Origin of the sequence: Noviherbaspirillum malthae (assembly GCF_015352985.1) — a bacterium.
GTDB lineage: Bacteria > Pseudomonadota > Gammaproteobacteria > Burkholderiales > Burkholderiaceae_D > Noviherbaspirillum > Noviherbaspirillum malthae.
In genome coordinates this window covers 189,670-210,196 of the sequence record NZ_JACYXF010000004.1, presented here as the reverse complement: position 1 = coordinate 210,196, position 20,527 = coordinate 189,670, and the positions used below count along the sequence as shown (strand labels likewise).

13 protein-coding genes are annotated in these 20,527 nt (G+C 61.8%); 7 read left to right on the top strand and 6 right to left on the bottom strand.

What is annotated here, in order from left to right; all coding sequences use genetic code 11:
* The first annotated feature begins 366 nt into the window (after nucleotides 1-366).
* The 4 genes from IGW03_RS09025 (at nucleotide 367) to IGW03_RS09010 (ending at nucleotide 4,855) form a co-directional block, all read left to right on the top strand.
* Nucleotides 367-804: a hemerythrin domain-containing protein gene (locus tag IGW03_RS09025; protein WP_194722204.1), complete on the top strand. Its 438-nt coding sequence runs from the start codon at nucleotides 367-369 to the stop codon at nucleotides 802-804.
* A 242-nt stretch (nucleotides 805-1,046) separates the two neighbouring features.
* Nucleotides 1,047-2,582 (top strand): methyl-accepting chemotaxis protein, encoded by a 1,536-nt coding sequence (locus IGW03_RS09020; protein WP_194722203.1) that lies wholly within the window; start codon nucleotides 1,047-1,049, stop codon nucleotides 2,580-2,582.
* 559 nt (nucleotides 2,583-3,141) lie between these two features.
* Nucleotides 3,142-3,765, top strand: a complete 624-nt coding sequence (locus IGW03_RS09015) for a hypothetical protein (RefSeq protein ID WP_194722202.1) — start codon at nucleotides 3,142-3,144, stop codon at nucleotides 3,763-3,765.
* A 31-nt stretch (nucleotides 3,766-3,796) separates the two neighbouring features.
* Nucleotides 3,797-4,855, top strand: coding sequence for a TAXI family TRAP transporter solute-binding subunit (locus tag IGW03_RS09010; RefSeq protein WP_194722201.1), 1,059 nt, complete (start codon nucleotides 3,797-3,799; stop codon nucleotides 4,853-4,855).
* A gap of 55 nt (nucleotides 4,856-4,910) precedes the next feature.
* Here the strand turns inward: IGW03_RS09010 and IGW03_RS09005 are convergent, their stop codons facing one another.
* The 5 genes from IGW03_RS09005 to IGW03_RS08985 all read right to left on the bottom strand — a co-directional run bounded on the left by IGW03_RS09005 (nucleotide 4,911) and on the right by IGW03_RS08985 (nucleotide 12,000).
* Nucleotides 4,911-6,152, bottom strand: coding sequence for a sialidase family protein (locus IGW03_RS09005; RefSeq protein WP_194722200.1), 1,242 nt, complete (start codon nucleotides 6,150-6,152; stop codon nucleotides 4,911-4,913).
* Nucleotides 6,153-6,225: 73 nt separating this feature from the next.
* Complete coding sequence (locus tag IGW03_RS09000) at nucleotides 6,226-8,352, bottom strand: TonB-dependent receptor family protein (RefSeq protein WP_194722199.1); 2,127 nt, start codon at nucleotides 8,350-8,352, stop codon at nucleotides 6,226-6,228.
* Nucleotides 8,339-8,797, bottom strand: coding sequence for a copper chaperone PCu(A)C (locus IGW03_RS08995; protein ID WP_194722198.1), 459 nt, complete (start codon nucleotides 8,795-8,797; stop codon nucleotides 8,339-8,341). Before IGW03_RS08995 ends, IGW03_RS09000 begins: the two co-directional genes overlap by 14 nt.
* Nucleotides 8,798-8,971: 174 nt before the next feature.
* Complete coding sequence (locus IGW03_RS08990) at nucleotides 8,972-9,370, bottom strand: DUF2946 domain-containing protein (protein ID WP_194722197.1); 399 nt, start codon at nucleotides 9,368-9,370, stop codon at nucleotides 8,972-8,974.
* A gap of 548 nt (nucleotides 9,371-9,918) precedes the next feature.
* Nucleotides 9,919-12,000 carry a putative bifunctional diguanylate cyclase/phosphodiesterase gene (locus tag IGW03_RS08985; protein ID WP_228535259.1) on the bottom strand — a complete coding sequence of 694 codons (2,082 nt, stop codon included), beginning with the start codon at nucleotides 11,998-12,000 and terminating at the stop codon, nucleotides 9,919-9,921.
* 495 nt (nucleotides 12,001-12,495) lie between these two features.
* Between IGW03_RS08985 and IGW03_RS08980 the strand changes: the two genes are divergently transcribed.
* The gene (locus IGW03_RS08980; RefSeq protein WP_194722196.1) at nucleotides 12,496-14,451 is read left to right on the top strand and encodes a cytochrome c/FTR1 family iron permease; all 1,956 of its coding nucleotides are present in this window, start codon (nucleotides 12,496-12,498) and stop codon (nucleotides 14,449-14,451) included.
* Nucleotides 14,452-14,769: 318 nt separating this feature from the next.
* Nucleotides 14,770-17,496 carry a bifunctional diguanylate cyclase/phosphodiesterase gene (locus IGW03_RS38865; protein ID WP_194722195.1) on the top strand — a complete coding sequence of 909 codons (2,727 nt, stop codon included), beginning with the start codon at nucleotides 14,770-14,772 and terminating at the stop codon, nucleotides 17,494-17,496.
* 72 nt (nucleotides 17,497-17,568) lie between these two features.
* On the opposite strand, the gene IGW03_RS08970 is transcribed toward IGW03_RS38865, so the two are convergent.
* Nucleotides 17,569-19,284 (bottom strand): thiamine pyrophosphate-binding protein, encoded by a 1,716-nt coding sequence (locus tag IGW03_RS08970; RefSeq protein ID WP_194722194.1) that lies wholly within the window; start codon nucleotides 19,282-19,284, stop codon nucleotides 17,569-17,571.
* A 228-nt stretch (nucleotides 19,285-19,512) separates the two neighbouring features.
* Between IGW03_RS08970 and IGW03_RS08965 the strand changes: the two genes are divergently transcribed.
* A complete protein-coding gene (locus tag IGW03_RS08965; RefSeq protein ID WP_438943630.1) occupies nucleotides 19,513-20,496 on the top strand; it encodes a Bug family tripartite tricarboxylate transporter substrate binding protein in 984 nt (327 codons plus the stop codon).
* Nucleotides 20,497-20,527: the final 31 nt, after the last annotated feature.

The window sequence follows — 20,527 nt, the reverse complement described above, 5'->3', positions numbered from 1 at the left end:
GTTAGTTCGTTTAACCGAGGGGAGGGTCATGCATTCAATGTGATGGAAATCCGAACAGGGAATGGGAAAAGGGAGACAGCCCACCGAGCCATGGATGGAAAAGCATGTTTCCACTTGGAAGCATCGGATGGAGAACACATGTGTCGACTTTGATCTGGATCATCCGGAATCTCACGGAGCGCACCTAACATGAACTGCGCTCCAATGCACAAAGCCGGCAGGTCCCGAAAGACTGCTGACGAGGCTTTCTGCATTTGCGGCCATATCATTCCGACAAGGCTAGACCTGAAATTTCGGCTAGTTCCGATTCTCCCGATATCAAAAAGCATCAGGCGGCCAACTCTAATTCTCAACCGGAGCAAGACCATGCAAGGCACTTGGGACAATCATGCCGCGCAATCCGACGCGGACTATCCGGACAACTCGACCTGCCGCCTGCTGGACCTCTTGGGCCAAGCCCTGCGGTGGCCCGATGAAGAATTCAAGCGCCGCTATCCAGAACTGATCGCGCAGATCGAGCGCGATTGCCGGCAGCAGGAGGAATGGCTGGAGTCGATGCCTTCTGTTCATGCCAGGCAACACCTCGAGGAACATGCACGCATGCTGGGCGTGATGCACCATACGGCGTTCTGCGTGATGCAAGGCGATATTGCCATGGGACGCACCGCGACGTTCCTGCTGGCCGACTGGATACGGGTCCATGCCGAAACGATGGACAAGCCCCTGTCGGATGCCATTCTCCAGAAGCGTCTGCGTCTGCGTCCCCGCAGCCGTGCTGCGGACGATCTCATCGATATCCGCTGAATCGCCGAATTCTCTGAAGCAGCGGCGGGCCGTTTCCCGTCGCGTTATAACGCATAACGTAGGCATTACAGGAAAATACGCACCGATCTTCCTCAAGGAATGCTGGCCGTTCCTGCAGAAAGCAGGGTAAGATACCGGTTAATTGCCCAGAGGAAATAAGATCAACAGTGTTCTCTGGCGATGCGGGCTGCGGCGCTTGCTGCGGCGAAAGTAAAACGCGTTGTCATCTGAAGGAGACGCTGATGAATTTGCGCAACCTGCGTATCGGAATTCGCCTGGGCGCCGGCTTTGCGGTGGTCCTGGGACTGCTGATCCTTGTTGTTCTGGTAAGTACCTTTCTCATCAACCAGAACAAATCCGATCTCAAGCAGGGGCTGGAGCGGGCCAACATCAAGGGCGAGCTGGTGGTCGACATGAAGAGCGCCCTGCTGCAGAGCGGCATTGCCATGCGCAACATGCTCGACATCAGCACCGTCGAACAGCAGAAGGCACGCGTCGATGCGCAGAACAAGCTGTATGCCGAAGCGCAGTCCAAGCTGGTCAAGCTGCCCCTGTCCGATGCCGAGAAAGCCATCCTGGCCGAACTGGCCACCATGGAAAAGCGCATCGAGCCGCAGTACAAGGTTGCGATCCGCCAGGCCGAAAACATGAATTCCGAAGGCGCGGCCTCGGTCATCACGAAATATATCGATCCGATGAACGCCAAGGCGGTCAGCGAAATCGACAAGCTGCTCAACATCCAGCGCGTCGCCGAACGCAAGGTCATGGAAGAATCCGAGGCCGCCGACCGCGTGCTCATGCTTCTTCTTCTTGGCATCACGGTCGCTGCGGTCGCCATCGGCGCAGCCATTTCCTGGCGCATCACCGGCAGCATCACCAAGCCGCTGACCAATGCCGTCACGCTCGCCAGTGCCGTTGCCGCCGGCGATCTGACGCAGCGCATTTCCAACCAGAGCAACGACGAGATCGGCCAGCTGCTTGACGCGCTGGCAAAGATGAACGACAGCCTCAACAGCATCATCGGCAATGTCCGCACCACGACCGATACCATCGGCGGTGTGTCCCAGCAGCTGGCTGCCGGCAATTCCGACCTCTCCGCACGCACCGAATCGCAGGCCGGCTCGCTGGAGGAAACCGCATCCGCAATGGAAGAGCTGACCTCGACCGTGCGTCAGAATGCCGAGAATGCGCGCCAGGCGAATACGCTGGTGCAGTCGGCATCCGACGTGGCGGTGCGCGGCGGCCGCGTCGTCGGCGATGTGGTGCAGACCATGAATTCGATCAAGGAAAGCTCGGGCAAGATCGTCGACATCATCAGCGTCATCGACGGCATCGCCTTCCAGACCAATATCCTGGCGCTGAATGCCGCCGTCGAAGCTGCACGTGCCGGCGAGCAGGGCAGGGGATTCGCAGTGGTCGCATCGGAGGTGCGCAATCTGGCGCAGCGCTCCGCATCGGCTGCCAAGGAAATCAAGGCGCTGATCGACGACTCGGTGGAAAAGGTCGACACCGGCAGCGTCCTCGTCGGCAATGCCGGCGCCACCATGGATGAAGTGGTCAGCAGCGTCAAGCGCGTGACCGACATCATGGGAGAGATTCTTGCGGCCAGCGAAGAGCAGAGCGCCGGCATCGAACAGGTCAGCAAGGCCATCACCGAAATGGACAAGGTCACTCAGGAAAACGCCGCCCTGGTCGAGGAAGCCGCCGAAGCAGCGCGGTCGATGCAGGAACGCGCCGGCAATCTCGCCGATGCGGTCGGCGTTTTCAGGCTGCACTGATCTCCCCTCATCCTCAAGCCGGCCGGCCTTGCGGCTGCCGGCTTGCCATCAGCCCGGCGCCAACCTCACCCTTCCCCCGTTTTTCCTTTTCCGGATGAGATTGAGCGCGGCGCTATCGCTGCGATTCGCATGGACGAAAAAAAACCCGCAGGCTTTGCAGTCTGCGGGTTCAATCCAATTCAAGGAGAGTTGGAGGAGACAGGTGCAACTATAGCGCCGGCAGTCTTTGCAGTCTGCTTTATTTCTCTTATATGAGGTATGCGATCTGTTTATATGGACCCATGACGGGACATGCATATCGAAGGAAGGCAACTGTCGTCAACGTCCTGTTGCTGTTATCCGGGATGAGACAAAATCCGACAGCCCTGCTCCCCTCCCTCCGTTCCTTTTGTCCTACGTCAAACGCAGTCCGGCGAATCGGTAGCAAATTTAGCAGCATGTACATGGATAAATCGCCTATTTCGGCGATTGCGCTGCATTCGAGGCGAGTCGCCGGGCATTGATTGAAATTCGGCGTCGGTTTTCAAAGGACGCGCGGCTGAAGGTGATTTGAACCATCATGAATATTAATGATGAGCGCACGGCATCGCCCATGGCAGGTGACGCGTCCGAATGGCCGCCCACGCAAGCCAATCCGTCCGCCGGCAGGGCGCCCGGAGACATGCGCAGCGGCATCGGCGAGCCGCCGTGGGCAAACTTGCGTACCAGCCGCGATCAGCTTAAAGACGGCGGTACCCGCCTGCATTCCCTGCCATCCGATATCGAAGCGGAGCCGACCGATGTCGTCAGCTACTTCAGAAACAACCTGCCTGCAATCCTGATCGTCTGCATTGTCGCGGCGTTCATCGGGGTGGCCATCGGCATGCACTTCGCTGACCAGCCTTCGGATCACGGCACGGAAGCCCGGTCGGCAGAGACCTACCTGAAGCAGAATCGCATCAGCGAAGCCCCGGCGTCACCCTCCGATACGATGATGCTGCGCATTGAGGAAATGCGGAAGATTGCTGCGGAGGACGCCATGGACACCGAGACCGGCGTCGCCGTACCGGCTACGACCGCTCCTGCAGTCAAGCAGACCGAAGCTGCGGTGGAAGTCAAGCCGCCGCAGCCGGAAACCGGGAACCCTTCCAGCACTCCATGCAGCGCCGCATCCATGGCGCTTGCGCTCTGCGATCACCAGTAAGCTGAAAACGCGTTGATGAGGGAGACCGTCCATGAAGATCCTTGCGCTGATAGTTTGCGTCCTGCTGATGGCGCTGGGCCCCGCGCATGCGCAGACCGCGTTCAAGATCGTGACCGCTTCGGAGCGCGGTACCTACATCCAGATCGGGCGCGACCTCGCGAAGTGGGCAGCCCAGCCGGCGAAGATCGATCTCGAGGTGCTGCCTTCGAAGGGTTCGTCGGAGAACGTGCAGCGCCTGCGTTTCGAGCCCGGCGTCAAGCTGGCGCTGGTGCAGTCGGATGTGTACCAGGCCTTCGTCGATCAGGCGGTCGGCGGAAACGCTGCCGCCGGGCGGCTGATTACTCCCTTGCGCGTCGTGCTGCCGCTGTATAACGAAGAAATCTATTTCGTCACGCGCGCCGACTCGCCGCTGACCTACATCCATGAACTCAAGGACAAGAAAATCAATGTCGGTCCGGTCGGCAGCGGCACGGCGCTGAGCGCAACCACGCTGTACCGCCTGATGTTCGGAAGCGCGCTGCCGGAAGCCAATGCCAGTTACCTGTCCAATGAAGATGCGCTTCTCAAGCTGACCGGCGACAAGTCGCTCGATGCCGTGATCGTCGTCGCCGGGCAACCGGCAAAGCTGTTTGCCGAGATGAAGCCGGAAGCGCGCAAATACATCAAGCTGCTGAAGCTGGATGCGAACGCGAAGGAAACGGAGCGTGCAGTCGCCACCTATTTCCCGGCGACGATCCGTACCGCCAGCTATCCGAACTGGATGTCCGAAGATGTGCCGACGCTGTCAGTCAAGGCCTTCCTCGTCACCTACAACTACGGCAACGAGTCGACGCTGACGAGTCTGAAGCAGTTCGCCGAGGCATTTTGCGCCAACTTCGACACCCTGCAGGCGGAAGGGCATCCGAAATGGAAGGAAGTGCAGCTTGACATGCCGGCCCTGGGCAAGGGCTGGAAGTATTTCGCGCCGATGGAGCGGACCCTGCGCAACTGCATGGCCCAGCGCACCCGCGCCGTACCGGCGGCCATGCAGGCACCGGTGAAGAAGGATTGCAGCCAGCAGGAGAAGGTGCTCGGACTGTGCCGGATGTGATCCGGCACGGCCGGCATTGCGCGGTATTGCAGAAACCGGTCCGCGTTATTCGTGTTTATTTACCCTTGTCCTCGTCTGGTCCTGCCAGGGGAAAGCCCAGCAATCCCTGATCCTGCGTATTCCAGATCAGGCTGATGCGCGAGCCGTCGCTGGCCAGATGCGGCTGATCCGAGGCGCCGGACGTCCTTGCCAGTTCCCGCGCCGACCATGAAGCGCCTCCGTCCGCCGACACCTTGGCCATGATGGAGGTCGCTTTGCCGTCGAATTGCTTCCAGGCGATAGCGACATGCCTGCCGGCTACCGCCACATCGGGATGCGAAGCCTGATCTGACCCGAGGCGCTGCGGTCGGCCGAGCGTGCCGTCATCCTGCGTGCTGGCGTAGAATGCGCCACCGCCTTCCTCCTTGCCGCTGAACCACACCTGGTGACGCCGGCCGTCCTTTGCGAAGGCGAGCGAAGGGCCATGATGAGGACAGGCATCGACGCGCCAGTCGTCCTGCGTGACGCGCTTGATCGTTCCGGCCTTGCCGTCCGGGGCGAGTTCCGCCAGCGCATGGTCGCGCGCATTCGGCGCAAACACGTGCCGCCACATCGCCACCGGCGTGCCTTGCTCATTCAAGGCAATGCCGATGCGGCAGCATTCGCAGGCATTGTCGGCCACGCGGTAATCGCCCTTGAAACTGCTCCCCCGATCGTCGGACACGGCGTAATAGACCGCTGAACCCGCATAGGCCTGTTTCTTCGCCTTGGCCTGCGCGGCGCCCCGTCCGTCGATCCATGCAATGTAGATGCGTCCCGCGGGATCGACGGCCATGCTCTCGAAGCTGTGCGTGATGCGGTCGCGGCTGGCATGCACCGTTATCGGGCGGGAGAAGGTCTTTCCGCCGTCCTGCGAGCGGATGAAGCGGATATCGCCGATATGCGGCGGCGCGACCGTGCTGGTGTAGCTGACATAGATATCACCCGCCCGCCCCATGACGATATGCGGGCGTGCTTCGCCGCGGGCAGTGATTATTTCCGACGGATTGTCGATGCGCCGCGGCGCCGACCACGTCCTGCCTGCATCCGATGAGGTCCGGATGACAAGATACTGCTCGCTGCTTTCGGCCTGCCGGGCGACTGCCCACAGCGTGCCGTCGGCAGCAAATGCCGCATCGGCGCCGAGTTCCGGCCGGGCCGCATGGCTGCTGTGTCCCTGGCCATGGGAATGACCTTCAGCGGCCTGCGCCGCCGGAAGCAGCGAGGACATCAATACGAAGGCGGCTGCATGCAGCAGGTGCTTGAGTGGATGGTTCATGGTTCATTCTCCTTCTTGCAGCGGGGACGCCTGCATGACCGCCGGTGCCCGCGCAGCGCTGAATCGATGCGAATCAGTATTTGAGTTCGATGCCCGCATACAGGGAACGGCCGTCGCCGGGATAGAAATACCTGCCGTCGAGTCCGCGCGCATCAGCAATGACGTTGGTCGTGGCCGCATAGACCTTGTCGGCAAGGTTTCTTGCATCGATGAACCACGACAGACTCTTGTTCACTGCCTGGCCCACTTTGAAACCGATCACGCCATAACCTGCCGCGCTCAGCGTGTTCGCGTGGTCGATTTGGGTTGACGAGGCGGCACGCAGGTTGGGACCGAAGTACAGCCCGTTGTCCGCCCGGTACAGCATTTCCGCGGTGGCGAAATGCCGCGGCACGCCTGCCAGCCGGTTGTCGCCGTAGGCACGGTCGCCGTCGAAGCGGAAATCGTTGAGCTGGTAAGCCAGGCGCAGCGTCCAGCGACGTCCTATGTCGGCTTCCGCGCCGGCTTCTATGCCCTGATGAATGGTCCTTGCCGCATTGGTGGTACCCAGCGGATTGCCGGCGGCATCGTTGAGCGTCAGCAGTTCATTCTTCAGGCGCGCATGGTAGAGCGCGAGATCCCAACGCAATACACCCCAAGCCTGACTGCGTTCTCCGCGCGTACCAACCTCGATACTTTTCGCGCGTTGCGCGGCAACCGGCGTGACGTTCGGCCCGCCGGCCAGTTCGCCGAAGCTGGGCGGCTCATAGCTGCCGCTGACATTGGCGAATAACTGTGTCTTCGGATCGAGGTCTTGACGCACGCCGAGCTTCGGTGAGACGTGCCGGAAACGCGCATCCACGCTGTTGTCGCCGTCACTGAGGAAGCGGTCCTCAAGTTTGCGCGTCGCATTGACGGCCTGCAGCCCTGTCACGAGCGCGGTCGACGGCAGCAGGTAATGCTGGTTTTCTGCAAAGACGGTGGTATTGCTCGAGCGCTGTTCCGATTCGCCGGTACGCGCACCGGGCTGGCCTCCGACATTGCGGAAGCGGTCGTCTTCCAACCTGCCTGCGGCAAGGGAAGCGCCGACGACAAGCTGGTTCTTCCGTCCGAACAGCGTTTGTTTGCCCACGTAGCGGGCGGATACGCCGTAGTCGTCCGAGTCCTGTTCGAGCACCTGGAAGATCGGATGGAACAAGGACTTGTATGAATAGAAGGCGCCGAATTCCAGCCGCTGATCAGCATCGAGGATGATGCCGGTGCGGTTCGACAGGCGCACCAGGTCGAAGTCCCGATGCTGGTCGCCGGCAACCGTCGCAGGGTCGGCCCGGCGCGGGTCGGTACGCATTTCCGCGCCGGTCAATGCGCCGGGCAGCTCGGAATTGCTCCGCACCGCGTTGAGGAAGAACCGGGTTTCGACGTCGTCGCCAAGCTGCCAGCCGAGGTTGCCGGAAACGCGCCGGGTATTCTGCCGTGCATGCGCACGGAAACCGTCCTGGTGGAAGACCGATCCGGCCAGGAACCAGTCGGCGCTGTCGCTGTGGCCGCCTGTCGATGCCTGCGCGCGCCGGTAATCGAAGCTGCCGGCCTCGACGCGCGCGCCGAAGGCGGGCGAGCTCAGGCCCGAGGGGCTGATGAAATTGACCGCGCCGCCCAGCGTGGTCGAGCCATACTGCAAGGCATTCGCGCCGCGATACACCTCGACATAGCGTGCGGACAGGGGTTCGACCGCTTGGAAGTCTGCGCTGCCGTCGGCCAGGTTGAGCGGCACGCCGTCCTGCAGCAGCTGGATGCCGCGCATGTGGAAGGTACGCTGCAGCCCGGAGCCGCGTATCGACAGACGCGCTTCTTCCGCGCCGAAGCGCGGCGCCACGAAAACGCCGGGAGAAAACTGCAGCGCATCGGACAATGTCGAGACGCGTCCCTCCTTGTACTGTTCCGCATCCACGATGTTGGCGCCGCCCGGCGTGGCGGCGATGCGCCGCGCGGCTTCCGTGATCGGCGCCAGCGTCGCACTTTCGACCGGCGGCGCAGTGACCGTCACTGCAGGCAGCACCTGCTCTTGCGCTTGAACCTGGGCTTGCGCAGATACGGCTTGCAGCGCACATAAAGCCGGAAACAGCCAGCGCACCGCGCCGGCGCGTCCGCCTTCGGTGCCCATCGGCGAGGCATGTGGACGCATGGTTTCATGTCTTTCCATGCCGGATTTATCGGTTGCCATGGCCGGTCGCTCCCGTCAGTGAACGTGCCTTGAGCTGCACAGGAATGCTTTCGCGTTTCTTGTCCGCCGTTTCGACCAGCAGCGTCAGCGGCACGGTGGCCCCTTCGCTGACCGGCTCGGCCAATCCAATCAGCATGACGTGATAGCCGCCCGGCTTGAGTTCGACCGCCTGGCCCGCCGGCAAGGTGATACCCGTAACGGGGCGCATCTTCATCACATTGTTTTCCATCGACATTTCATGGAGCTCCGCCGTCTTGGCGATGGGAGACTGAACGCTGACGAGGCGCGCATCCTTTTGCGAAGTGATGCGCATGAAGGCGCCGGTTGCGGGTTGCTGTGCCACGGTGGCGCGTACCCAGCCTTCGCTGACGGCAACCTGCGCGAAGGCGGTAGTGGAAATGCCGGCCAGCAGTGCGGCGGCAATGATCGGGAGCTTGTTTTTCATGATGGTTCTTGATTCTGGTTGCGGCAAGGAACGCCGGGCCGGTGCAGGCTGCGGCAGCCGGGCAGGTCGGATGAAAATAGCGGACGGTCAGGAAATGCCGGGCCCCGGTCATGCCGGAGGGCGAGTCTGACAGGCAGATTGATGCATCAAGCCGTCATGTTCCGGCCCGCCGCTTCAGAACCGATAGGGTGGTGCGCGCGGCTGCGCGGACGCCCAGGCGAACAAAGGCCGGGGCGATTGATAGAAAAGGGAAGGGAGAGTGAACAGCTGAAGCGTCACACTGGCCGCAAGATCGGCCATCGGCGGCAGGCCGGGCGAATCCGCCTGGAAACGGCAATATGCGCAGTTTTCGCCATGCGCATCATGCTGGTCCTGAGAAGCGCCGCTCTTCCGGACATCGACCATCACGACATGCTTTACCGGCGACGTGGAGCAGATCTCGGTCGGGATGGAAACGATGGCGGACTTGCGCGCCATGGACGAGTGGAATACCGACGACAATACCGATGCAAACAGGAGCGCAATACATGCGATCCATGCACCAAGGTATTTTGACTGTCGGTTGATGAACATGCCAGCATTGTAACATTGCGTGTTTGCGCTTCAGTCGACCTGCGGGCATGGACAATCAATCCCGTTTGATCAGCTTCAAGTTCAAGACCGGAGCCGGACTCGATGCCGCCTGCCGCGAAGCACTTATACCAATCCCAAGACATAACGTGACAGATGAGATCGATGGATTTTTTCGTCTGGCAAGGCGTGGAAGGAATCCATGGCGGGGCTATGGATGACGGGCACAACGCGGCCAGGCGGAAAAAGACGCGATCTCATGCCATGTTATGCCTTGGGATTGGTATTACATGCGCGCCGCTTCCTGTTCGCTAGAAAGGCAGCGCATGCACGAAAGAAAAGGCCATGCGGAAAACCATTTCCCAGCTTGCCGGATTGCCGTGGTGCAGTCATTCTCCTGCCGCGGAAGCGCATGTCGCGGTGTCCTCCAATTTCAGCACCCGTATCAAGACAGGTATTTGAAGGATGCCAAGGCCAGGCAAATGATCCGGCGCTGCGGTGACGAAGTGCCGGGCGGCTCGTAACATGCGGCGGCCGAACGGCCGCGTCCTTCAGGCCGGTTCGAGCCGCGAGCCGTTTTGCTGCGCAGTCTGGAGCAGGCGGATGAATTCCTCTTTCGGCATGGGTCTGGCCAGCAGGAAGCCCTGCGTCTGGTCGCAGCGCAATTCCTGCAGCACATCGAGCTGAGCCCTGGTTTCCACACCTTCGGCAACCACTTCCATTTCCAGCGCATGCGCCAGGCTGATGATGGCCGAGACGATGGAGCGGCTCTTGCCTTCTTCCTTCGTCAGCGTCTTGATGAAGGCGCGGTCCACTTTCATCTGGTGCACGCCGAACTCCTGCAGGTGGCTGAGGCTGGAATAGCCGGTGCCGAAATCGTCGATCGCCAGCATGAAGCCGACCGACTTCAGCTTGTCCACGGTGGCGCGCGTTTCATCGGCATTTTCCATGGCGGCGGTTTCGGTAATTTCCAGCATCAGCATTTCCGGGGGAATGCCGTATCTGGCGGTGATGGCGAGAATGTCCTGCACAAGGTTGGGCGCGCGCAGCTGCACCAGCGAAAGATTGACCGCAATCGGAATCAGGGCATGGCCGGCAGCCCGCCAGTCGTTCAATTCGCGGCATACCTGCTCTACGACCCAGTGCCCGACGCTGATGATCTGTCCCGACTTTTCCGCAACCGGAATGAATTCGGCCGGCGATATCAGGCCAAGCTCCGGATGCTGCCAGCGCAGCAGGGCTTCCGCGCCCTGAACAGTATGATCGCTGCAGTTGAACTTCGGCTGGTAATGAAGGAAGAGCTGATTCTCCCGCATGGCGGTCTGCAAGCCTTGCTGTATCGTCACCAGGCGCAGTGTTGCCACGTTCATTTCAGCCGCGAAGAAGCGATAGTTGTTGCGCCCGCTCGTCTTGACCTGGTACATCGCTGCATCGGCATGGCTGAGCAGGGTATCGACATTGTCGCCGTCCCTCGGAAACATGGCGATGCCGATGCTGGGCGACAGCCCCATCTCGATGCCGGGCAGCTTGAACGCGGAACGGAAGCTCGACAGCAGCTTTTCCGCGATGCGCGCCGCGGCTGCGTCGTCCGTCACGCCTTCGGCCAGCACGATGAATTCGTCGCCGCCGAAGCGCGCCAGCATGTCGTCCTTGCGCATCACCGATTGCAGGCGCTGCGACAGGTCCTTCAGGACCGCGTCGCCGATGTTGTGGCCGAAGGAGTCGTTGATGGTCTTGAAGCCGTCGAGATCGATGAAGAAAATTGCGAAGGGCGTGCCGGACTGGTGATGCCTTGCAATGGCGCCGTCGATGCGTTCCGTCAGCAGCACGCGGTTGGGCAGGCCGGTCAGGCCGTCGTGCGTCGCCTGGTGCTGCAGGCGCTTGACGAAGACGCTGGTGCGCAGCTGCAGCCTGGCATCCAGCACAGAGAGCACGACCGTAATGGCCAAGATACTGAGCGTCGTGCCGCCCACCGACAGCGCCAGCCAGTTGGTGCTGATGCCGGTCGCCGCACGGCAGACGGAATCGGCGGGAAACCTGGCCGCAGCCATGCCGGTGTAATGCATGCCTGTAATCGCAAGCCCCATCAGCGTTGCGGCGCCCAGGCGATGCAGCCACAGCAGGCCCGGCTGCGTCGTGCGCAGCGCATTGGCCAGCCATAGGGCCGCGATGGAGGCGACGATGGCGATGAGCACCGAGGCAACGAGAATGGTGATCGCATAGTCGATTTCCGGCTGCATGCGCAGGGCGGCCATGCCGGTGTAGTGCATGCTCGCAATACCGAGACCCATTAGCACGCCGCTGACCGTCATGCGTGCGAATGACAATTCGCCGCGCGTGACCAGGTCGAGCGCGAAATACGATACGCCGCAGGCGATCAGCAGGGAGTAGAAGGTGATCGTCGGATCGTAGCCGAGCGGGATCGGCAGCGAGAAGGACAGCATGCCGACGAAGTGCATCGACCAGATGCCCAGTCCCATGGCCACCGCTCCACCGATCAGCCAGTACACCCGGTAAGCGCTCCTGCCGAGTGCGGAAATGCGGCCGACCAGGTCCAGCGTGGTGTAGGAAGCAATCGTGGCGATAAACAGAGATGCAAATACCAGCGGATAACTGTATGAGCCTTGCAGCATGATTTCCATTCCAGATGAGCTTGCAGGTTGGTGAATCCGCAGGCCGGCCGGCATGGGAAAGCAACCGGCAATCATGCGCAGGCTGGGCGCAGTCAGTGTCGCGGCAGGTCGGGATGATCCCGCTCCAAGGCAAAACCTGAACGGCAAAAGTTTTCCGAGGCTCTCGAAGGCGCGGCTTGTTCTAACAAGGCGCAGGCGATAGAACGGCGGAGGCGGGGGCGTTCTGGAAGGCGCTGCAAATTTCCATGCGGAAATCGGGAGGATAGCTGAAGTCCGAGTTCTTCGTCCATGAATTTCGCTACCTCAAGGTGGGCTCGCGGTGCCGGCGGCGGCTCAATGCCGAAAGCGCGCGATCTTGCGGCAAACCGTGGATGCTTGCTTTTTGTGAAAATGAGTATAATTCTCATTTAGATTCGAGCGTTAGGACGTTTTGCCGTCCCGGTTTCGCGCCTCTTGCACCCCACTGCTCGATCATTAATCCGTATCCGAATCGCCATGAACACATTGCGCAACCTATTCATTCTTGTATTGATGTCCCTCTTTGCGCACCTTGCGTGGGCGCAGATTCCTGCACAGTCGTCCGAAGACAAGGCAAAGCAGATCTGGCAGCTGCTTGACTATATGGCTGTCGATTACGGCGGTGCCGTTGCCGACGGCAAGGTCACGAATGCCGACGAATATGCCGAAATGCAGGAATTCTCGCAGGTCGCGGAGCGCCAACTCGCAGAGCTTCCCGAGAAGCCGGAAAGGAAGGCTTTGCTGGAGCGTGCCGCAGCGCTGAAATCCATGGTTGCCGACAAGGCGGCGCCGGCAGATGTCGCCGCGCAGGCGCGCAAGCTGGCGCAGGCCCTGCTGTCCAGCTATCCGGTGCCGACTGCGCCTGAGAAGGCGCCTGCCCTGCAGCACGGGGCCGCGCTGTACCAGGCGCAATGCGCATCCTGCCATGGCGCCGAAGGCCGCGGCGACGGCCCGCTGGCAGCGAAGCTCGATCCCGCGCCGATCGCATTCACCGACCGCGAACGCGCCCGCGAACGCAGCCTGTTCTCTCTGTACCAAACCATCAGCCGCGGCGTCGAGGGGACGTCCATGCCGGCGTTCGCGTCGCTCTCCGATGAAGATCGCTGGGCCTTGGCATTCTTCGCTTCCACGCTGGCTTATCAGGACAAGGAGCGAGAGGCCGGCGCCAAGCTCTGGAAGGCCGATCCTTCGCTGCAAACCGCGATCCCGACATTGAACGAGCTGACGCAGGTTTCCGAAGCGGAGCTGGCGAACTCGCTGCCTGCTGAAAAGGCCGCCGCCGTGCTCGCCCATTTGCGCAGCCATCCCGATGCGCTTCATCAGGCCGCGGGAGGCAGCGGAGCCAGTGTCGCCAGTGTTGCGCTTGCGAAGAAGCGGCTGCAGGACAGTCTTGCCGCACTTGAAAGCAGCAACCGCTCCGAAGCCACCCGCCTCGCCCTGTCGGCGTATCTCGATGGATTCGAGCCGGTGGAGCCGGCGCTGGCGGTCAAGAACCGGGAGCTGCTCGCCGCGATCGAGAAAAACATGGGCGCCTATCGCGCCGCCGTCGGAGCCGGCGATGCCGAAAAGGCGCGCAGCACGAATGCGCAGCTGCAGAGTCAGCTTGACGAGGTGCAGGCCGTGCTCAATGCCGCCAATGACGATCCCTCGGGCATCTTCCTCGGCGCGCTGGCCATTCTGCTACGGGAGGGCATCGAGGCGCTGCTGGTTGTGGTGGCGATGATCGCCTTCCTGAAAAAGGCGGACCGCCGCGACATGCTGCCTGTCGTGCATGCCGGGTGGACCGCCGCATTGGCGGCCGGCGGCCTGACCTGGTTCGCCGCAACCTATCTGGTCGAGATCAGCGGCGCGAGCCGGGAGCTGACCGAAGGCTTTTCCGCAATCTTCGCAGCCCTGGTCCTGCTTTGCGTCGGCATCTGGATGCACGGGAAGAGCGCAGCCGGCCGCTGGCAGGCCTACATCCGCGATAAGCTGTCATCGGCGATGACGCGCCAGTCGAAGTTCATGCTGTTCCTCCTGGCGTTCATTACCGTGTACCGCGAGGTTTTCGAGACGGTGCTGTTCTATGCGGCCATGTGGAGCGAAGGGAATGGCGGCTACCTGCTGGCGGGTTTCGTCAGCGGCGTTCTCATCCTGGCGGCCGTCACCTGGATCATGCTGCGCACGTCGTCACGGCTGCCGATCGGGAAGTTCTTCGCTGTCAGTTCGGCGCTGGTGGCGCTCCTTTCCTTTGTACTGATCGGCAAGGGCGTGGCTGCGCTGCAGGAAGCAGGCGTGCTCGACATCAATCCGATTGCCGGTCCGAGCATCGACGTACTCGGCATCTATCCGACGCTGCAGTCGGTGCTTGCCCAGCTGGCCGTCGTGCTGGTCATCCTGGCCAGCGTTGTCATCAACGCGCGCTCGCAGAAGGCGCAGCAGCAAGCGACCTAGCGCTCTACGGCTTTCCCGGAATATCGGTCCGGGATGACTTGGCGGGGTGATCGCTGCCGTCCCGCTGTCGTGCGCACAATGCCGGTTCCTTCGCCCTCTTGTTTTTTGTGCAAATGAAACGCACGGATCAGGAAGGCGAGAGGAATGACTGTACGATTGCAGACACTCCTGCCGGCGTCGCATGTGGTTATTGACCACATGCCTCGGCTCAACCGGTCCCCATGCTTTCCTTGCCATGGAAAAACGTCTATGCTCTGCCAATAACCAGTAGATACGACTGGTACAAACAGAAGACGATGCCGCGCAATCGGAGAAGATGTGGAGACCGGGAACAAGACCGATGAGGTCAGGAGCGCGCTGACGCAGTTGCGCTTCCTCAAAAGCAGCCTTTGGCTGATCATTGGCTGGCCTCTTGCATGCATTCTCGTTGCAGCAGCGGTATGGATGCTTGCCATGTCAAGGCTGGAAGCCGAGCGGGACAGCAGCCGTGAACAGGCATTCCACGACGCCCGTTCGCTTGCCAATTCCTACGCCGAACAACTTTCTCGAAGCGCCGATCATCTCGATCAGATCACGCTGACCCTGGCTTACTACTGGAAAAAAAGCAACGGCACGCTGCGGCTCGAAGAGCAGGCCACGCAGGGGCTGTATCCGGCAACCGACAATTTCCTGCTCGGGTTCGTCGACAGGCACGGCAAGATCATCACCGGCCTGCTCAAGCGTTCGCGCAATGTCGATTTGTCCGACCGCCCTTACTTCCAGGCCCACAAGAACGGCGCGGTGTCCGGCCTGCAGGTCACGCGGGTCGAGCGCAGCCGCATCACCGGCAAGCCGATCGTGATCTTCAGCCGTGCGCTGACGGACAGCGAGGGCCGCTTCGACGGCATCGTCTATGCCGGCGTGGCGCCGGAATTCCTCGCCTCCTTCTACGACAAGGCGTCGGAGGGGTCCAACGATGTCTTGGCCGTCCTCAACGACAAGGGCGACATCATCGCCCTGAAGACGGGCCGCAACATCCGCCAGTATTCACGCCTGTCGACCAGTCCGGCGGTATTCCTGCGCTCGCAGGGCGTCGAAGTGGCGCCTGCCGAGCGCTTTCTGGATAATCGCTCGCGCATCGTTGCCTGGCAAAAGCTTGAGAAATATGCATTCGTTTCGGTTGTGGCCATGGCGGAGGAGGACGTCTACGTCACCTATGAGGCGCTGCGCCGGGACTATATGGGCCTTGCCGCGGGCGGCGTGTTTCTGCTGGCGCTGATCGGCATCGTGGGCAGTCTCTTCATCGGACGGCTCGCCTGGCGCAAGCACCAGACCGCCGTCATCACCGACACTTACCGGCTTGCGACCGAAGGTGCGCAGGAAGGCTTCTTCATGGCGCGCGCCCTGTATGGAAGCGATCAGCGCATCACCGACTTCGTCGTCGAGAACTGCAACGAGCGCGGTGCGCGCATGATCGGTCTCGACAAGGATCAGCTGCTGGAGGTGCGCTTCTCGCAGCTGTATTCGGGAAAGATGAAGGATCGGGTCATGCAGGTCTACCGCGAGGCCATGCAGAAGGGTTTCCATCAGGACGAATTCCGCATGCAAGTCAACGGCAGCGAGGTCTGGGTGCACAGGCGGCTGGTCCGCTCCGGCGACGGCATCGCCATCACCATGCGCGATATTACCGATAGCAAGGAACATGAACGCAGGCTGAGCGATCTGGCCAACCGCGACGCGCTGACCCAGCTTCCCAACCGCTACTGGCTTTCACAGCATCTACCGCGCATGCTCAGGGAGGCGCAGCAGCAGCAGGCGCCCCTCGCGGTGCTCTATCTCGATCTCGACAATTTCAAGGACGTCAACAACACCATGGGCCATTCGGCTGGCGACGATATTCTTCGCCAGACCGGCCAGCGCATGCTCTCGGTATTGCGTCCTGGCGATCACGTGGTGCGTCTTGGCGGAGACGAGTTCACCATCGTGCTCGGCCAGGTGCAAAGCCGGCAGGACGCAGCGGATGCGGCCACGCGAATCCTGAACCTGCTGTCGGTTCCCTTCCGCGTGACGGGCGGCTTCGAGTACACGATGCAGGCATCGGTCGGCGTGAGCCTGTTCCCGGATGACGGCACGACGATGGAAGCGCTGCTCAAGCATGCCGATACCGCAATGTACGTGGCCAAGAACAATGGCAAGGGCCATTTCACCTTCTATACCCGGGAGCAGACCGAGCGGATCGTAAACCGCATCGGCGCCGAACATGCACTGCGCCATGCGATCGAAAACCGCGAGTTCCTGCTGCACTATCAGCCGCGCGTCAATGCGGCGAACGGCGAGCTGATCAGCATGGAGGCGCTGGTGCGCTGGAATCACCGCGAGCGCGGCATGGTGTCGCCGGGAGAGTTCATTCCGCTGGCGGAGGAAACCGGGCTGATCGTGCAGATCGGCGAACTCGTGATCGACCAGGCCTGCGCCCAGATCGCCGCATGGCAGCGGCAGCATCTGCAGGCGGTGCCGATATCGGTCAACGTCTCGCCGAAGCAGTTCGCCCATGCGGACCTGAAGTCGGTGCTGATGTCCAGTCTTGCACGCCACGGTGTCGCTCCGGCGCTGCTTGAACTCGAGATCACCGAGTCCTGCATGCTGCAGGACAGCCACAAGGTCGCGCAGGATATCGATGCCATTAAGTCCTGTGGCATCCGGGTCGCGGTCGATGATTTCGGCACGGGCTATTCCTCGCTGGCCCAGCTGCAGCGGCTCGACCTCGACGTGCTGAAGGTGGACCAGGCCTTTACCCGCGAACTGGCCAATGGAGAAACCGGAGAAGCCTTCTTCATGACCATCGTGTCGATGGCACATATTCTCGGCATGCAGGTTGTGGCCGAAGGCGTGGAGACCGAAGAGCAGCTTCAGGTGCTGCAGGCCTTGGGCTGCAACGAAGTGCAGGGCTACCTGATTTCGCGGCCGGTGCCGGCGGGCGAAGCCACGAATTTCCTGGTGTGGCGCAAGCTGTTCCGGCATCTGGAGCGCAGTGAGCAGCCTGGCACGCTGGCTCAGCCGGCATAAGTTTTACGCCGGCCTTTTCAAACCGCTGGCATTAGCCGCTGGCCGCTGGTCTCCCTGCGGCAGCGGCCCGGTTCAAGCCAGCGGCGCATCCTCGGCAATGCGCATCTGGGGCGTGATCTGGCGCGGATCGACGCGCAGTTCCAGCACTGCGGCCTTGCCGCTGCTCAGGGCGCGCTCGAATGCTTCCGGAAACTCCGCATCCGAATTCACCTGTTCCGCATGCGCACCCATCGAGCGCGCCATCTCCGCAAGGCCGGGCGGCTGGATGGTGGTGGCACTGATGCGCCCGGGGAAACGCTTCTCCTGGTGCATGCGGATGGTGCCGTACATGCCGTTGTTGACGACGATGACGATGATGGCCGCATTGTTTTCCAGCGCGGTGATGACTTCCTGCGGATACATCAGGAAGCAGCCGTCGCCGGCAAAGCAGATCACGGTGCGCTCGGGATGGCGCAGCTTGGCGGCGATCGATGCAGGCAGCCCGTAACCCATTGCGCCGCAGGTGGGCGCCAGCTCGGTGCGCGGCCGGCGGTACTGGTAATAGCGGTGTACCCACACGGTATAGTTGCCGGCGCCGTTGGTCAGGATCGCGTCGTCAGGCAAGGTCTTGTTGAGATGGTCCATCACGAAGGCCATGCTGACGCCCTGGTATTTCTCGTGCCGGGCAGGCGGCGCGATGAAGGCATCGTGCTCGGCGCGCATGCCTTCCGTCCAGGAAGACCACGCCGGCGCGGACGGCGCGGGCAGGCCGGCCAGCATGGAAGCCGCGCGCGGCATGGAGGCGACCATGGCCAGCGCAGGCTGGTAGACACGGCCGAGTTCGCCCGCATCAACATGAATATGGATCAGGCGCTGCGCCGGCTGCGGCGGCACGAGATGGGTATAGCCGTTGGTCGCGATATCGCCAAGCCGCGTGCCGACCGCCAGGATCAGGTCGGCCTGCTGCACGCGTGCGGCCAGAGCCGGATTGACGCCGAGGCTGAGATGGCCGACGTAATGGCGGTCGCGGTTGTCGATCAGATCCTGGCGCCGGAATGCGCAGGCCACCGGCAGATTCCAGCGTTCGATGAAGCCCGCGAAATCGCGTGTCGCCTGCTCGTCCCAGCCCGTGCCGCCGAGAATCACCAGCGGCCGCTTGGCCGCTTGCAGTTCCTGCAGCAGCAATGCGCTGTCCTCGGGCGCCACCGCCGGTTGCGTTGGGCGGCATGCGGGCACATCCTGCACCGTCAGCATCTCGCCGAGAATGTCTTCCGGCAGCGAAATCACGACCGGGCCGGGACGGCCGGTGGTGGCGCAGGTGAAGGCGCGCGCGATGAATTCCGGTATGCGGGCGGCATCATCGATTTCCACGACCCATTTGGCAAGCGGGCCGAACATCTGCACATAGTCGACTTCCTGGAAGGCTTCGCGTCCGAGATGTTCACGCGCGACCTGGCCGATGAACAGGATCATCGGCGTCGAATCCTGGAAGGCGATGTGCACGCCGATGCTCGCATGCGTCGCGCCCGGTCCGCGGGTGACGAAACACACGCCCGGCCTGCCGGTCAGCTTGCCGTCCGCCTCGGCCATGTTGGCTGCTGCGCCTTCATGCTTGGTGACGATGGTTTCGATCTCCGGCACGTCGACCAGCGCATCGAGCACGTCAAGATAGCTTTCGCCAGGAACGCAGAAGACGCGCTCCACGCCCTGCAGCTTCAGGGCATCGACGAGTATGCGGCCGCCCGAGCGCGGCGCCGGGTTTCCGCTGGCCAAGACGGGTTGTATTGCGTTGATGTCGGGATGGTTCATGGATAGACAGTCATGGTTGGGAACAGTTAATGAAGGAGCAGGAAGACCGGATCGCAATAGCCTACTCCGCTGTGCGCATTGTTGCAAAAACTGGCAAAGATCAGCGACTGCATTCCTGCATTTCTGCTATGTGCCGGATGCAAGACCGAGTATGCCGAAGGCCGCCGCATTTAGCGTATATTTTCCGCATGCCGGGCATGGACAACGGCAACTATAAAACTGGAGACAATGATGAAGGCAAGCAAGTATTTGTCCGTATGGGCATGCGGCATCGCCCTGACTGCAACGGCATCCGGCGCAGCAGCGCAGGAAAAATGGCCGTCCAAGAACATCAACTATATCGTCCCGTTCGCGGCCGGCGGCACCACCGACGTGCTGGGCCGTCTGATTGCCAACAAGCTCGGTCCGGCGCTCGGCACGGTGGTGGTGGTTGAAAACCGGCCCGGCGCCGGCGGCAACATCGGCTCCGACTATGTGGCAAAGGCTGCGCCCGACGGGCATACCTTGGTCGGCGGCACCATCAGCTCGCATGCAATCAACGTCAGCCTGTATTCAAAGATGCCCTACGACCCGGTGAAGAACTTCCAGCCGGTAACGCTGATCGGCACCTTGCCGAACGTGCTGGTCGTCAATGCCAACAGCCCCTACCGGAGCGTGCAGGACGTGATTGCCGCAGCCAAGGCGAAGCCGGAAGCGGTCAACTATGCGTCTTCGGGCAACGGCACTTCCCAGCATCTGTCAGGTGCATTGTTCCAGTCGATCACGGGCACGAAGATGGTCCACGTGCCCTACAAGGGCAGCGCGCCGGCGATGCAGGCGCTGCTCGGCGGAGAAGTCGACCTGGTATTCGAGAATATTCTCGCGGCCGTGCCGCTGATCCAGTCCGGCAAGATCCGCGCTCTCGGCGTCACCTCGGCCAAGCGCTCGACGCAGCTGCCCGATATACCCGCACTTGCCGAAGCCGGCGTGCCGGGCTATGAAATCGTGTCCTGGCAGGCAGTCTTTGCGCCGGCCGGCACGCCGCAGCCGATCGTGCAGCGGCTGTCCGCGGAAATCGCCAAGATCATCCAGGATCCCGAGATCAAGGCGCGGCTGTCCGGACTCGGCGTCGAGCCCTCCGGCGCCGGACCTGCGGAGCTCGGCAGCTTCCAGAAGTCCGAGGTCGCCAAGTGGGCGCAGCTGATCAAGACCGCCAACATCAAGGTGGAATAACTCAAGGTGCAATAAATCAAGTGCGGGCTTC

Bases quoted from the DNA above. Each gene is read 5' to 3' on its own strand.
- IGW03_RS08970 (WP_194722194.1), bottom strand. From the start codon at position 19,284: ATGAACCATCCCGACATCAACGCAATACAACCCGTCTTGGCCAGCGGA.
- IGW03_RS09000 (WP_194722199.1), bottom strand. From the start codon at position 8,352: ATGGCAACCGATAAATCCGGCATGGAAAGACATGAAACCATGCGTCCA.
- IGW03_RS09020 (WP_194722203.1), top strand. From the start codon at position 1,047: ATGAATTTGCGCAACCTGCGTATCGGAATTCGCCTGGGCGCCGGCTTT.
- IGW03_RS09025 (WP_194722204.1), top strand. From the start codon at position 367: ATGCAAGGCACTTGGGACAATCATGCCGCGCAATCCGACGCGGACTAT.
- IGW03_RS08980 (WP_194722196.1), top strand. From the start codon at position 12,496: ATGAACACATTGCGCAACCTATTCATTCTTGTATTGATGTCCCTCTTT.
- IGW03_RS09010 (WP_194722201.1), top strand. From the start codon at position 3,797: ATGAAGATCCTTGCGCTGATAGTTTGCGTCCTGCTGATGGCGCTGGGC.
- IGW03_RS08985 (WP_228535259.1), bottom strand. From the start codon at position 12,000: ATGCTGCAAGGCTCATACAGTTATCCGCTGGTATTTGCATCTCTGTTT.
- IGW03_RS08965 (WP_438943630.1), top strand. From the start codon at position 19,513: ATGATGAAGGCAAGCAAGTATTTGTCCGTATGGGCATGCGGCATCGCC.
- IGW03_RS09005 (WP_194722200.1), bottom strand. From the start codon at position 6,152: ATGAACCATCCACTCAAGCACCTGCTGCATGCAGCCGCCTTCGTATTG.
- IGW03_RS08990 (WP_194722197.1), bottom strand. From the start codon at position 9,370: ATGTTCATCAACCGACAGTCAAAATACCTTGGTGCATGGATCGCATGT.
- IGW03_RS09015 (WP_194722202.1), top strand. From the start codon at position 3,142: ATGAATATTAATGATGAGCGCACGGCATCGCCCATGGCAGGTGACGCG.
- IGW03_RS08995 (WP_194722198.1), bottom strand. From the start codon at position 8,797: ATGAAAAACAAGCTCCCGATCATTGCCGCCGCACTGCTGGCCGGCATT.